Below are 14,125 nucleotides of genomic sequence, written 5' to 3' on the forward strand. Positions count from 1 at the left end.
GGAGCAAACAAGAAAAATTCCCAAGTGGCGCGAGTGACGGGACTTGAACCCGCGACCCTCGGCGTGACAGGCCGATACTCTAACCAACTGAGCTACACCCGCGCATTTGAGCGGCTAGCGCCTCTTGGGAGCCGCGCATCTAGTGGAGGGCCGGAAGGCTGTCAACACACTGCACGCGGCTTTTTGAACCTTGTTTTTCTTGTCCCGATCAGCCCGCCAGAATCCGCGCCGGAGCTTCCAGCAACTTCTTCACTTCCTGCACGAAAGCCGCCGCGTCATAGCCGTCCACAACCCGGTGATCGCAGCTGATCGAAATGTTCATCAACTTGCGCTTTTCGATCCGCTCGACCCCGCCCGCCCCGCGCACGAACATCGGCCGCTCGACAATCCGGTTGGGGCCAATGATGGCGACTTCGGGGCGGTTGATCACAGGCGTGGTGGCAATCCCGCCCAGCGGCCCGAGCGAGGTGATGGTGAGCGTGGAGCCGGAAAGCTCGTCCGACCTGGCACTGCCGTCGCGCGCCGCCTGCGCCAGTCGCCCGATCTCGCTGGCGAGTTGCCACAGGTTGCGGCTCTGCGCCTCGCGGATCACCGGCACCATCAGGCCGCCATCGGTCATCGTCGCCATGCCCAGATGTACTGCGCCGTGGCGGGTTACGACGCGCGCTTCGTCATCGAAGCGGGCGTTGATCATCGGAAAATCAGGGATAGCCTTGCAGATTGCGGCGATCAGCAGCGGCAACATGGTGAGCTTCGGTCGATCACCCCTGCCCTCGTTCAACTGCGCGCGGGTTTCCTCCAGCGCGGTGACGTCGCATTCCTCGACATAGGTGAAATGCGGGATGTTGCGCTTGGCTGCGGCCATGTTCTCGGCAATGCGCTTGCGCAGGCCGATGACCTTGATCGTCTCGTCCGCCCGCGCCTTGCCTGCGCCAGCGTAGCCGCCGGAATAGGATATGAAGGCGTCGAGATCGGCATGGCGGAGGCGGCCGTCTTCCTGCGGTTTGACCTGCGCGAGGTCGATGCCGAGGTCCTTGGCGCGGGCGCGAACGGCGGGGCTGGCGAGGACTTTGGGCTGGTGTTGTGGCTGGCGTTGGGCCTCCGGCCCAGCTTCGCTTCCGACAGGCTCAGGCGGAGCGGGGGTTGGTTCCGGCACAGGTTCCGCTCGTGCTGAGCTTGTCGAAGCGCCTTGAGCTTCCCTATCCACCTGCAAAACCCGGTCAACATCACCCGCATCGGGGTTCTCAGCTTCAATCCGCTCCTCAACCACCGCAGCCGTCGGCGCAGACACTTCCTCCGCCACGTCATCGGGCACATCGCCCTCAACTTCGACGACGAACAGCGGGCTGCCGATGGCAACCATATCGCCCGCCTCGCCCGCAATCTCGACGATGATGCCGGTCACCGGGCTTTCGAGCGGAACGGTGGCCTTGTCAGTGATCATGTCGACGACTTCCTCGTCCTCGTGGACCCGGTCGCCGACCTTCTTGTTCCAGGTCACGATTTCGGCTTCGGTGATGCCTTCACCGATGTCGGGCATGGGGTGGGTGTATCGCGCCATGGTCGTCAGTCCTGCAAAATCTTGTCGATAGCCTCGCCGATGCGGACGGGGCCGGGGAAATAGGCCCATTCGAGGCTGTGCGGATAGGGAGTGTCGAAGCCGGTCACCCGTTCGACCGGAGCTTCGAGGTGGTAGAAGCAGCGTTCGGTCACCAGCGCGGAGAGTTCCGCGCCGAAGCCCGAAGTGCGGGTCGCCTCGTGCACGATCAGGCAGCGGCCGGTGTGCCTGACCGAGGCTTCGATGGCTTCGATATCGAGCGGCACCAGCGTGCGCAGGTCGAGGATCTGCGCATCGACGCCCTTCGCCTCGCACACCGCCTGCGCCACGTGCACCATCGTGCCATAAGCGAGGATCGTCAGCGCATCGCCGTCGGTCACCATCCGCGCCTTGCCCAGCGGGATCTTGTAATAGCCGTCAGGCACCTGCGCATCGTCGCGGCCCTTCCAGCTCTTGGCGGGCTTGTCGTAATAGCCGTCGAACGGGCCGTTGTAGATGCGCTTGGGCTCGAAGAAGATGACCGGGTCATTGTCCTCGATGCAGGAAATCAGCAGCCCCTTCGCATCGTAAGGGGTGGCGGGGACCACCGTCTTCAGTCCCGAAACGTGGGTGAAAATCGCTTCCGGGCTTTGCGAATGGGTCTGCCCGCCGAAAATGCCGCCGCCGAACGGGCTGCGCACTGTCATCGGGGCAATGAATTCCGCCGCCGAGCGATAGCGCAGCCGCGCCGCTTCGCTGATCAACTGGTCCAGCCCCGGATAGATATAATCGGCGAACTGGATTTCGGGCACCGGGCGCAGGCCATAGGCCCCCATCCCCACCGCCACGCCGATGATGCCGCATTCGGAAATCGGCGTATCGAACACGCGGGTCTTGCCGTGCTTTTCCTGAAGGCCCGCCGTGCAGCGGAACACGCCGCCGAAATAGCCGATATCCTCCCCCAGCAGGATCACGTCGGGATCGCGCGTGAGCATCACGTCGAGTGCGGAATTGATCGCCTCGATCATGTTCATGTGCCGGGTCTCGCCGGCCGCTTCGGTCTGCGTTTGGGTGATCACGTCGCTCATTCCGCCGGGTCCTCCGGCCACTTGATTTGCCGCTCGCGGATCGCCTGTTCGCTCTGTTCCTTGAGGTGCCAGGGCAATTCCTCGAACACGTCCTCGAACATGGTGGCGAAAGGATGGTGCAAGCCGTGGCCGAGGATGCCGTTCTTCTCGGCTTCCTTCTGCGCTTCCTTCACCATGGTATCGAGTTCGGCATCCTGCGCATCCTGCTGCGCTTCGGACCATTCGCCGATCGCAATCAGGTGGTTTTTCAGCCGGTTGACCGGATCGCCCAGCGGCCATTCGCTGCCTTCATCGGCGCTGCGATAGGCGGAGGGATCGTCCGAAGTGGAATGCCCCTCGGCGCGGTAGGTGAAATGCTCGATCAGCGTCGGCCCGCCGTTGGAACGCGCCCGGTCCGCTGCCCAGCGCTCCGCCGCATAGACCGCCAGCGGGTCGTTGCCATCCACCCGCAGCCCAGCCACGCCATAGCCGATGGCGCGGGCGGCGAAATTGGCCCGCTCGGCCCCGGCGAATCCGGAGAAGCTGGAAATCGCCCACTGGTTGTTGATGACGTTGAAGATGACCGGCGCATTGTACACCGTGGCGAAAGTGAGCGCGGAATGGAAATCGCCTTCCGCCGTGCTTCCCTCGCCCACCCAGGTCGCGGCGATGCGCGAATCGCCCTTGCTCGCGCTCGCCATCGCGAAGCCGGTCGCCTGCGGCAGCTGGGTGGCGAGATTGCCGCTGATCGAGAAGAAGTTGAGCCGCTTGGAGCAATACATGATCGGCAGCTGGCGGCCCTTCAGCTTGTCCGCCCGGTTCGAGTAGATCTGGTTGATCATCTCGGTCAGCCGGTATCCGCGCGCGATCAGGCAGCCCTGCTGGCGGTAGGACGGGAAGATCATGTCGTCCGCATCGAGCGCGTGGGTGGCGCAGACGCTGGTCGCCTCTTCGCCGGTGCATTTCATGTAGAAGCTGGTCTTGCCCTGCCGCTGGGCGCGGTACATCCGGTTGTCGAAGGCGCGCACCAGGGCCATTTCGCGCAGCATCTGACGCAAGGTTTCCGGAGCGAGTCGCGGGTCCCACGGGCCGTGCGCCTGATTGTCTTCGCCCAGCACCCGGATCAGGTCATCGCACAGCGGATAGGTATCGCGCGCGGGGCAGGCTTCGTCCGGGCGCGGCTGCGCACCGGCGGGGGGAATGGTCACATGGCTGAAATCGACCGCATCGCCCGGGCGGTAGAACGGCTCGGGCACATGCAGCCGCAGCGGCGGGCGGTTGTGCCCTTTCGCGTCGTTTGCCGATGCCATGCGCGCTCTCCCGATGATCGTTTCGGCGTGGAACAATGTTTTACGCCTCCGGAATTATATTAGTTTCTCACGAAACCGTCAATCCGGTGCCCAGTCTCTCTCCTGTCAGACCGCCACTGGTGCGCGAAGCACGCCCTGCGGTTCATAATCATGCACCGTAAAATCCTCGAAGCGAAAGTCGAAAATGCTTGGCGGCACGCGCATGATGGCCAGTTTGGGCGCACCTTCTGGTTCGCGCTGCAATTGCTCTTCGACCAGTTCGGAGTGGTTGAGATAGAGATGGGTATCGCCCCCGCTCCACACCAGTTCGCCAGGGAGCAGGCCCGTCTGCGCCGCCATCATCCGCGTCAGCAGCGCCGCTCCGAACAGGTTGAACGGTAGCCCGAGAGCCACGTCACAGCTGCGTTGGTAGAGCAGGCAATTGAGCCGCGCGCCCTCCGCTTCCCCGGCAACATGGAACTGGTAGGTCTTGTGGCAAGGCGGCAGCGCCATCCGGTCAAGCTCGGCGACGTTCCAGCCCTCGATGATGTGGCGCCGGCTGCCGGGATTGGTCTTGAGGCTGTCCACTACCTGCGCGACTTGGTTGATGCCGGGGCCAGCCTCGTACTTGCCATCCGGGCCATAGCGGTAGGTCGGCCAGTCCACCCACTGCTTCCCATAGACTGGACCAAGATCGCCCCAGTTGGCGGCGAAAGCTTCATCCGCAACAATCCGTGCTTCGAAATCGGACTGTTCGATGTCCTCGCCGCTCGCCTGCCGGTATTTCTTCAGCGGCCAGTCGCTCCAGATCGTCACCCCCGCTTGCAGCAGCGGGCGGATATTGGTGCTGCCGGTGAGGAACCACAGCATTTCCTTTGCCGCTGCCTTCCAGAAAACCCGCTTGGTGGTAAGCAATGGCACGCGATCATCGGCGAGATCGAACCGCAGCATGGTGCCGAATACCGAGCGCGTACCCACGCCGGTGCGGTCCATCCGCTCGTCGCCATGCTCCCAGATGTGGCGCATCAGATCAAGGTATTGCCATTCGGGGTGGCGGGATGTGTCACTCATGCAACTCAGCTAGCACCCATCCCTCGTCATTGCGAGCCGAAGGCGAAGCAATCCATCACCCGCCATCTCCCTCTGTCGCAACGTCAGGAGATGGATTGCCGCGTCGCCCTCCGGGCTCCTCGCAATGACGAGTCAGGAATGATACCCGCGATACCACTCAACAAAGCGCGGCACCCCCACATCGATGCTCGTCGTCGGCGCGTAGCCAAGATCCCGCTGGATCGCGTCGATATCGGCATAGGTGCGGGTGACATCGCCCGCTTGCATCGGCTGCCAGTCGATCGCGACTTCGCGCCCGCAGGCATCCCCCAGCAATTCGATAACCCGCATCAGCTTTTCCGAGCGGTGATTGCCGATGTTGTAGAGCGCGTGCGGCTTGGAGGAGCCGCCCGCCTTCACATTGCCATCATCGGCGGGCGGATGATCCAGCGCCGCGACCACCCCTGCGATGATATCGTCGATGTAGGTAAAGTCGCGCCACATCTCGCCCTTGTTGAACACCGGGATCGGCTGCCCGGCGAGGATCTTCTGGGTGAAGATCCACATCGCCATGTCGGGCCGACCCCACGGACCATAGACGGTGAAAAACCGCAGCCCGGTGAGCGGGATGCGGAACAGGTGCGCGTAGCTCTCGCTCAGCATCTCGTCGGCGCGCTTGGTAGCGGCATAGAGACTGACAGGATGATCCGCGCGGTCATCCACACTGAAGGGCAGCTTGTCGTTGCCGCCATAGACCGAGCTGGAACTCGCATAGACCATGTGCGCCACGCCTCGCTGGCGGGCGACTTCAAGCATATTGGCATGGCCGACGAGGTTCGACTGCACGTAGGCCGCCGGATTCTCCAGCGAATAACGAACCCCCGCCTGCGCGCCGAGATGGACAATCGAGTCGAAGTTTTGGCCGTTCAGCGCAGCAGTGAGCGCACCTATGTCGGCAAAATCGATCTCGTAAAAAGCAAAGTCACCCCCCGCCGACTGCACCCGCTCAATCCTCGCCGCCTTCAGCGCCGGATCGTAGTAATCGTTGCAATTGTCGATCCCGATCACCGCGTCGCCGCGCGCCAGCAAATGCTCGCTCAGCGCTGCGCCGATGAACCCCGCCGCCCCTGTCACCAAAACCCGCATTGCAACCCGTTCTCCGCCCTAATCTGGACATCTGATGGCAGCGCCCGCCAGTGCAAGCAATGGTCGTCAGGGGCGAAAACAGGCACTTTCAGGATTAGCCCAAGTCAGGCTTGCCAGCATGGCCAGCGCTCCCTATAGGCCCGCTTCTGCCTCGCAGGGGTTCGCCCTTGCAAAGCATCGGTCGGGGAATAGCTCAGCCTGGTAGAGCACTGTCTTCGGGAGGCAGGGGCCGGAGGTTCGAATCCTCTTTCCCCGACCAATTAATTCAATAGCTCAATTGGAATTGGCGGCTTCTTACTGGGCTGCGGTTATGGTGCACGCAGGACTCTTCGGTGAAGAAGAACACCCTGACTGGCACACATTTGCAATTGAATTCCTTATATTTTTCGATCTCTTCCTTGCCAGTGCGATCAGCCCAACTCCCTGCGTAAGACAACGCCTGGAGGATAGAAATGGGAATCTCCGGCAGATCTGGAGTAGGTTAGGACAATCGCGGCGAGTTCATCTCGCGGTACGAGTAGTCCACGGTAGGACACCAGTGCAGCAGTCAACTCAGCTGTATCTGCCTTACCCGCAAGTCTGTAGGGCGCCTGCCGGCCGGGGCGGTGAATGACAGTCTGAGTTCGATGTACGAGCAATCGGCCCGCTCAATCGCTGCCACTCCGTCGGTGCCCCCCGCGTCCAGCGTTACGCGCGCCAGCGGGGACGAATTCCTCTGCCCGGCGCAAACTGCCTCGAGAACAACCTGGGCCCCATCCGGAACGGGTTGGGCAAGAGCAAGCCCAATCTGTGCAGGGCCTGTGTTTGGAACAATCCGTTGCGCCGCAAGGCCGAAACCGCCAGGCTCGGAATTGATCACCAATTCGTTTTCTGCGGAAATGCTCGCCGAAAAGCGGCCTTCAGCGAAGGTCGTCCAATCGAGCGGGTGCCCATTTCGGGCAGCGTCGAACGTCCCATCCGCCATTGATCCCGGACTACCAAGGGTTTCATCCTTTGCAGCTACCGAAAATAGGACTGCATACTCGTTAGCGGCGAGAAGGTTGGCGTAAAGGCGACGGCGGTTCTCCTGTCCCAGGCGATCCAGTCCGATATCGTTGCGTTCAAAAAACGAGGCTGCTCTTGAAAGAGAGACCGGGTTTCGCACGAAGGCGTGCCAGAATTCGGGCTCCCAATTTGGCTGTCGTGATATCAGCCTTCCAATTTCGTCGATACCCTCATCAATCGTCAGGACGTTCAGCAGGGTTGGCATCGCCTGCTCGCGCACGCGTTCATTGGTCCGCATAACTGCGTCGAAACGCGATACCATCGTGTCTAGATCACCTTGCGAACCCGCATTCTCCGCCAGCCACAACGAAACAAGTTCGTCGCGCTTTGTTAGTGCCCAGACAAGGGACATAGCCTCGGATCGAGAGGCACGATCCACCGTCGCACCGATCGCAAGGATGCGCAGAACTTCTGAATCCAGCGGGTCAACAGCAAAGGCGATGCGAGCGGCGGCAAGCGCTCCTGTCGACGCCGATTGTGGCACGGTTTGTCCGTTGGCCGCTCCCTCCACCAGCTCCGCGCGGAACAAGAGGTTGGCAGCCTCCACATTGGCCGTGGCACTTAGCGCAGTATCCGTGCGAAGGACAAGCCCCGCACCCAGCGGCATCGCTTCGGAAGCCGAATGTACCAAGGCAGCAGCCGCTACGACCAGTCCGGATAATCCCAGCAACAATGTCCTGATTGATCGCATTCTCAATCGCTCGGCGTGAGGTAACCTCACTCCTTCTCGCTTTCTGAATTTTGCCCGTAGCCGTATCCGTATCCGTATCCGTAGCCGTAGCCGAAGTCAGAATTGCGCTGATCGAGCTTGGTGACGATGGCACCGAAAATTGCGGCATCGACATCCCGTAGGCGCTGTAACGCGTTCGAAAGCTGGCGAAGGCGAACATTGTTGGCCTCGATAACGAAGACCATGCCATCCGCCAGTAGCGAAAGGACCAAAGCGTCTGCCATACCGAGAACGGGCGGCGAATCGATGACGATGTGATCGTATTGCTCGGCAAGCATGTCGAGCAGGCGCCCTGCCCGCTCTCCGGCGATAAGTTCGCCGGGATTGGGAGGAATGGGTCCGGCGGTGAGGAAGGAGAGATTCTCCCGATCGCCCTGCCTCACAAAACGCGCGATGTCGTCAGAGCCGGACAAGAGATTGCTCACACCGCCTACGTTCGGCAAGCCCGCGATTGTACCCACAGAGGGGCTGCGCAAGTCGAAATCGACGAGGATGGTTTTCTTACCCCGCCGAGCCAGCAAATTGGCGAGCGCATAGGAAGAACTTGTTTTGCCCTCGTTTGGAACGGCACTCGAAAGAACCAGCTTGCGCGGGAAACCGTGTTCCGTCGACAAATCCAGCAACGTGGATGTCGCAAGATAAGCTTCCGAAATTTCGCTCTTGGGATCGGAAAGCTGCTCCAGGTAGCCATCTTCGTCGACGCGCGGGATTGCGCCGAGAAGCGGCAAGCCAAGAACCTTTTTGACATCGGTGGGATCACGCAGGCTACGATCGATCTGTTCGCGAACAAAGACTACGCCAGCAGCAAGCCCACTGCCGAACAAGAACCCGATCACGATGTTCAAGGGTAAGTTGGGGCTGGAAGGAAAGCGCGGAATCTTGGCGGAATCGACCAACTGCGTATTACTCGTCTCGACGCCCGCCACTCCGATTTCTTTGTAGCGCTGGAGCAGGCCGTTGTAGAGTTCCCTGTTCGTATCAACGTCGCGCTGAAGAATGTTGTACTCGATGCTCGCGCCCTGCTCCGCCAGATATACATTCTTCAAAGAGTCGACTTGCGCCTGCACAGCCTGCTCACGTTCCACTGCCGCTCGATAGGCGCTTTGCAGGTCGCCTCGCGAGAGTCCCTCGGCGGCAGAGATTTCACGCTCGATCTCCGCAATCTGATTGGTGATCGCCACAACGGGCGGATACCCATCCGTAAAACGGGTCAGCAGTTCTGCACGTTCCGAAGTGAGTTCCGCGCGCCGAGCCCGCAACGTATTCAGTAAAGGATTTTCAGGACCGCCGGCATTTTCGCGGAATGCACTCTCAGCCGCAATTCTGGCCGAGCGCGCTTCAATCAAAGCTGCACTCGTGGCAGAAAGTGCATTCCCCGTAAGCGTATCGCCCGCGCCCCCGCCTTCAGCGGCCGAACCGACGGGGAATATCTCGTTGCCTGTCACGTAAGCGACTATCTCACGCTCGGACTGTTCCAGCCGGTCGCGCAACTCGGCGAGTTGTTCTTCCAGAAACTCCCGCGCATCGTTCGATGCGGCAAAGCGTCGCTCAATGCTCGATTCAATGAATTCATCGACCCATGCATCCGCTATTCGCGCCGATAGCGTCCGCGACGGGCTTGTGAAGCCTACATCAACCAGGCTGGATCCCCGCACCGGATCTATCGCCAAGTTCTCCAGCAGAATGTTGCCGATCTCCTGGTTCGCAGTTCTGGAATCGCCTCTTACTATCATGCTGTCTGCAGGAATTTCGAAGGCAGTAAGAAACTCCTCGTCGGTGGCCAACTCCAGCGACCGGGCAACTCGTTCCGCTAGTGTAACGGATTCCAGCAAGGCGTATTGGGTCGTGTAGAATTCATCATAATCGAGCGAGTCGCCTTCCGCTTCGACCCCCTCGACGTCAGTGACATTGCTTTCCACCCGATTGATCTGAACGCGTGCGGACGCCGAGTACAAAGGCGTCGACAAAAGGGAAATGACGATACTCAGCACGACGCAGGTGATGACAATCCCACCCACGAGAAGCCGGTTGAGCCACAGGGCCGACCACAGCCGCTGAAAGATGGACGCTTCTAACGCCTCAGCACGATCGTCCGTAGTCGAACTGCGATAGTGCGCACCAATACCCGAAGGATCCGCAAGCTGGTTCAACGGGAAATCCCTTTTTTCTCTTGAATACGATGAAGCGAGACTAGCGAAGTAGCAAGACTAGCGGTGTAGTGATCAGTCCGGTGACGCCTTGCAAACTACCAATCAGCTGCCTCGCCTCGTCCGAACTCACCACAACCTTGTCGCCCGGATAAATTCGCGGGTCGGGATAATTCCCGTAACGTATAGCGTCCAGATTGTAGAGGCCAACATACTGTTCGCCTTGGACTTCCCGGAAAATCATCACTGCCGAAGTACGCGAATTGTCCGTATCGCCACCTGCCAGCGCAACGGCCTGCATCAACGTCATGTCCCGCGTTACAGGAAAGAGGCCAGGGGTCCTCACCTGCCCGTCAACCGTCAGGATATGACTCTGCTGCTCCACCATGTTGACTGTAACGCGCGGGTCTCGGACATACCCATCGCGTAACCTGTCCTCGATCACTAGGGCAAGCGCGGTCGTGGTTAGGCCAGAGGCGGAGACTGATCCGGCCAAGGGAAACGAAAGCATTCCTTGCCCATCGATCCGGATCTCTCGCTGCATGTCGGGCATCCCGGCAAGCTCGACCGAGACAGTATCGAATGGCCGGAGAACATAGATGTATTCGCCATTTATTCCCAAACCGCTCGGCGCCGGCAAGACATCGCCGGTAGGCCGCGTGATGCTGGGATCCATCCCGACGTCCGGCGGCCCACACGCGGCGACTGCTAGCGAAAGTGATATCGCAAAAATCATTCTCATATGACGTAGCAATTCCCGAGTACGACTTTTATCAAACGAATGCAGGCCCGTTTGCACGAAAAGCGTGTGGTTCTCACAGGCCATGTGTCACGCTCGCTCTCTCAGAGCGGGTTTCGACTGACGCTCTGTGGACTGATCGTCGGCGTTTAACAAGCTCAGCATAGCGGTCAAGCTAGCGAAGAGGGTGGCTGCCAAAGGCGTGCGCAAGGGATAGTCAACAAAGCTCGCGAGCAGCCAAATTCCGAACGACATCAGCAAGAACAGGGCCATATCCCTCCTCGCAGCATTGGCGGAGCGCATATGCACGAACAAGCGCCGTCCAAGCCAGACCAGCCCGAACACAACTATTAGTGCACCAAACGCACCACCCTCGATGAGTATCTGAATGGGGTCATTATGAGCTTGGTTAAGATACCGCAGTCGCATGATCTCAGCGGGTTCATAGATTAGAAAAGCGACTTCAAACGACCCCAGGCCGGACCCGAACGGGAAAAAATCTCGTGCCATTTGCCAGAAAATAGGCAGGTATAACCAGCGCAGTTCTTCGATGTCACTGGTCATGAAAAGCCGGGTCAGCGCAGTCTGTCGCTGATCCTCTGAAAGGAAGGTGAGGATCAGAACGGGGACCAGCACGAAACCGGCCGCCAGGATCAGAAGCAGTATCTTTGCCAACGGCCGACGGCTGACCGGCTGCTTCCTTTTCCAGTTAGCTGATAGCACGTCATGGTTCATGCCGCGCATCGTCAGCCAAACACAAGCCAGCAGCACCGGCACGGAAAGCATCAGGCCGGCGCGTGACCCTGTCAGGACGAGGAGCGGAAACAGCGCCACCATCGATACCAGGGGGACCGCAACCAGCATGGCAGCAGACTTGCGCTTTCTTGCCCAGAGAGGCCACTGCCAGCAAATCGCCAGAAGAAGCCAAAGCAACATGATCGACTGGTGATTACGGTTGGAAAACAGGCCCACGGGATGGCCGCTGTTGGTAATAGCGTAAAGATGCAGGGCATCGCCGCCCATCGACTGGAAGACTCCCAGAACCGCACTGAGGAGACCGACCGCCATTAGCGCGGGAATTATGACCTGTCGTTTCGATTGCTCCTGAATCCCGACGAGCGCTACCGCAGCAAGCGGAATGACCAGCGCGAAAAATGTATTCCACGTGCGGTTTGGATCGAGCGACAACGGTCGCGGTCCTTCGGGGTAGCCTATCACCTGGGTGAATTGCGCAATATGGTCCCGCTGTGGCAATTGCGTCCACAAATCCCATGGGAGTGGGATAAGCTGGACCAGAGCGAGAAGCATCAGCAAGGCGATCCACAATAGTGGAACGCGTACTGCCCGCAAATCGCCCGGGCGCGAAACGATCAGTGCATAGGTCAGAAGGATTACTGCCAACGGCCGCAAGACGATGAGGGAATCAATGTCGGAGCGAGATCCGCCTCCTGTCAGGGCGACGATACCGAGGAACAGCATCAGCGCTATGAAGCGCGCTCGCGGAGAAGCGAGTTTTGTTACTACACCCTCAAGCAGCTTTCCCGCAGGCCACTTGGCGCCCGAGCGCGTAGGTCGCAAACTGGGTGACATAATTCTTCTTCACCTGAAACGAAGCTGAAGGCAATGGCAGCGATTCTGCGGAGGAGGATGGCTCATACACCGGAACCTCGCTGAGGCAACCCGCGCAGTGTGCCGCTGCATCCTTTATTGCGAGTTTTTACCTTCATATTCTGGTGCTTGGACACTCGCATGCAGTCTCCCAGCTATTACAAGACCGCTTGTGAAGGTATCGCCCTGCGACCGCGAGAAGGCGATGCCTGCCCCTTGTAATCATTCCGCAACATCGCCATTGGGGACTGGCGCCAGGCTGCATAGCGGACATCCATGAACCTTACCCACCCCTTCCTCAACGCGGACGGTGACGACAAGCTGCACGAAGAGTGTGGCGTGTTTGGAATCATTGGCGGAGACGAGGCTTCCGCCACTACCGCATTGGGGTTGCATGCACTCCAGCATCGTGGGCAGGAAGCTGTCGGCATCAGCAGTTTCGACGGGGCGGAGTTCTACACCATTCGGGCGCTCGGGCACGTGGCAGAGAACTTTTCGAGCGCCGAATCGCTGGCCGAACTGCCGGGGCATATGGCGGCTGGGCACGTGCGCTATTCAACCACTGGCGGCGCGGGACTGCGCAACGTCCAGCCGCTATATGCTGATCTGGCCAGCGGCGGATTTGCCGTGGCGCATAACGGCAATATCTCCAACGCCAGCAAGCTGCGGCAGGAACTGGTCCAGAAGGGGGCGATCTTCCAGTCCACTTCGGACACTGAAGTCATCATTCACCTCGTCGCCACCAGCCGTTATCCCACCATGCTGGACAAGCTGGTGGACGCGCTGCGGTTGGTCGAAGGTGCCTATGCTTTGGTGGTAATGACTCCGCGCGGCATGGCAGCCGTGCGCGATCCGCTCGGCATTCGCCCGCTGGTGATGGGCAAGCTGGGCGATGCGACAGTTTTCGCCAGCGAAACCGTGGCGCTGGACGTGGTGGGCGCAGAATTCATCCGCCAGGTCGATCCGGGCGAATTCATCGAGGTCGATTTTGACGGCACCATGCGCTGTCACCGCCCCTTCGGCAATGTGGCTGAGCGTCCGTGCATATTCGAACATGTCTATTTCAGTCGCCCCGATTCTATCTTCAACAAGCGCTCGGTTTATGAAAGCCGCAAACACATTGGCAAGGAACTGGCCAAAGAGGCTCCTTGCGATGCAGACCTGGTGGTGCCGGTGCCGGACAGCGGCGTTCCCGCGGCCATCGGCTATTCGCAACAGTCCGGAATTCCGTTCGAACTCGGCATCATCCGTTCACACTATGTCGGCCGCACCTTCATCCAGCCAAGCGATGGCGCCCGCCATGCGGGGGTCAAGCGCAAGCACAATGCCAACCGCTCCATCGTAGCAGGCAAGCGCATCGTGCTGATCGACGATTCGATCGTGCGCGGCACCACGAGCATGAAGATTGTCGAGATCATGCGCGATGCGGGCGCTGCGGAAGTGCATTTTCGTGTCGCCAGTCCGCCCACCGGCCACGGCTGCTACTACGGTGTGGACACGCCCGAACGCTCGAAGCTGCTGGCGGGCCGGATGGACCTTGAAGCGATGTGCAAGTTCATCAAGGCGGACAGCCTCGCCTTCGTCAGCATAGACGGGCTGTATCGCGCGGTCGGCCACGCCGGGCGCGACAAGGCCAGTCCGCAGTACTGCGACGCCTGTTTTACCGGCGAATACCCCACACGCCTGACGGATCTCGAAGGACGGCAGGACCGCGACGCGCAGTTGGATCTACCGGTGAGCGAAAGACTGACGGACAAGGTTGCCTGAG

The 14,125-nt window shown here is 60.1% G+C and carries 10 protein-coding genes and 2 tRNA genes; 2 read left to right on the top strand and 10 right to left on the bottom strand.

The annotated features are described in order from the left end of the window. Positions 1-25: 25 nt before the first annotated feature. From JY451_14915 to JY451_14940, 6 genes are all read right to left on the bottom strand, one after another. A tRNA-Asp gene (locus tag JY451_14915) sits at positions 26-102 on the bottom strand. Between the two features lie 106 nt (positions 103-208). Beyond that, entirely contained in the window at positions 209-1,561 is a 1,353-nt protein-coding gene (locus JY451_14920; protein ID QZH74914.1) for a 2-oxo acid dehydrogenase subunit E2, read from the bottom strand. Positions 1,562-1,566: 5 nt separating this feature from the next. Continuing rightward, the gene (locus JY451_14925; protein QZH74915.1) at positions 1,567-2,625 is read right to left on the bottom strand and encodes an alpha-ketoacid dehydrogenase subunit beta; all 1,059 of its coding nucleotides are present in this window, start codon (positions 2,623-2,625) and stop codon (positions 1,567-1,569) included. Next, complete coding sequence (locus tag JY451_14930; protein QZH74916.1) at positions 2,622-3,914, bottom strand: 3-methyl-2-oxobutanoate dehydrogenase (2-methylpropanoyl-transferring) subunit alpha; 1,293 nt, start codon at positions 3,912-3,914, stop codon at positions 2,622-2,624. Before JY451_14930 ends, JY451_14925 begins: the two co-directional genes overlap by 4 nt. A gap of 105 nt (positions 3,915-4,019) precedes the next feature. Next, positions 4,020-4,964, bottom strand: a complete 945-nt coding sequence (thyA, locus tag JY451_14935) for a thymidylate synthase (protein QZH74917.1) — start codon at positions 4,962-4,964, stop codon at positions 4,020-4,022. A gap of 132 nt (positions 4,965-5,096) precedes the next feature. After that, positions 5,097-6,089 (bottom strand): GDP-mannose 4,6-dehydratase, encoded by a 993-nt coding sequence (locus JY451_14940; GenBank protein QZH74918.1) that lies wholly within the window; start codon positions 6,087-6,089, stop codon positions 5,097-5,099. 182 nt (positions 6,090-6,271) lie between these two features. On the opposite strand from JY451_14940, the gene JY451_14945 reads away from it, so the two are divergent. Beyond that, positions 6,272-6,348: transfer RNA gene (locus JY451_14945), tRNA-Pro, on the top strand. 288 nt (positions 6,349-6,636) lie between these two features. On the opposite strand, the gene JY451_14950 is transcribed toward JY451_14945, so the two are convergent. The 4 genes from JY451_14950 to JY451_14965 all read right to left on the bottom strand — a co-directional run bounded on the left by JY451_14950 (position 6,637) and on the right by JY451_14965 (position 12,228). Further along, positions 6,637-7,803: a hypothetical protein gene (locus JY451_14950; GenBank protein ID QZH74919.1), complete on the bottom strand. Its 1,167-nt coding sequence runs from the start codon at positions 7,801-7,803 to the stop codon at positions 6,637-6,639. Between the two features lie 47 nt (positions 7,804-7,850). Further along, positions 7,851-10,013 (bottom strand): polysaccharide biosynthesis tyrosine autokinase, encoded by a 2,163-nt coding sequence (locus tag JY451_14955; GenBank protein ID QZH74920.1) that lies wholly within the window; start codon positions 10,011-10,013, stop codon positions 7,851-7,853. Between the two features lie 40 nt (positions 10,014-10,053). Continuing rightward, entirely contained in the window at positions 10,054-10,752 is a 699-nt protein-coding gene (locus JY451_14960) for a polysaccharide export protein (GenBank protein QZH74921.1), read from the bottom strand. An 87-nt stretch (positions 10,753-10,839) separates the two neighbouring features. Next, complete coding sequence (locus JY451_14965; GenBank protein QZH74922.1) at positions 10,840-12,228, bottom strand: O-antigen ligase family protein; 1,389 nt, start codon at positions 12,226-12,228, stop codon at positions 10,840-10,842. Between the two features lie 405 nt (positions 12,229-12,633). On the opposite strand from JY451_14965, the gene JY451_14970 reads away from it, so the two are divergent. Further along, positions 12,634-14,124, top strand: coding sequence for an amidophosphoribosyltransferase (locus JY451_14970; GenBank protein ID QZH74923.1), 1,491 nt, complete (start codon positions 12,634-12,636; stop codon positions 14,122-14,124). Position 14,125: the final 1 nt, after the last annotated feature.

The sequence above is a fragment of the Erythrobacter sp. genome (assembly GCA_019739335.1).
In the GTDB taxonomy this organism is placed as follows: domain Bacteria; phylum Pseudomonadota; class Alphaproteobacteria; order Sphingomonadales; family Sphingomonadaceae; genus Alteraurantiacibacter.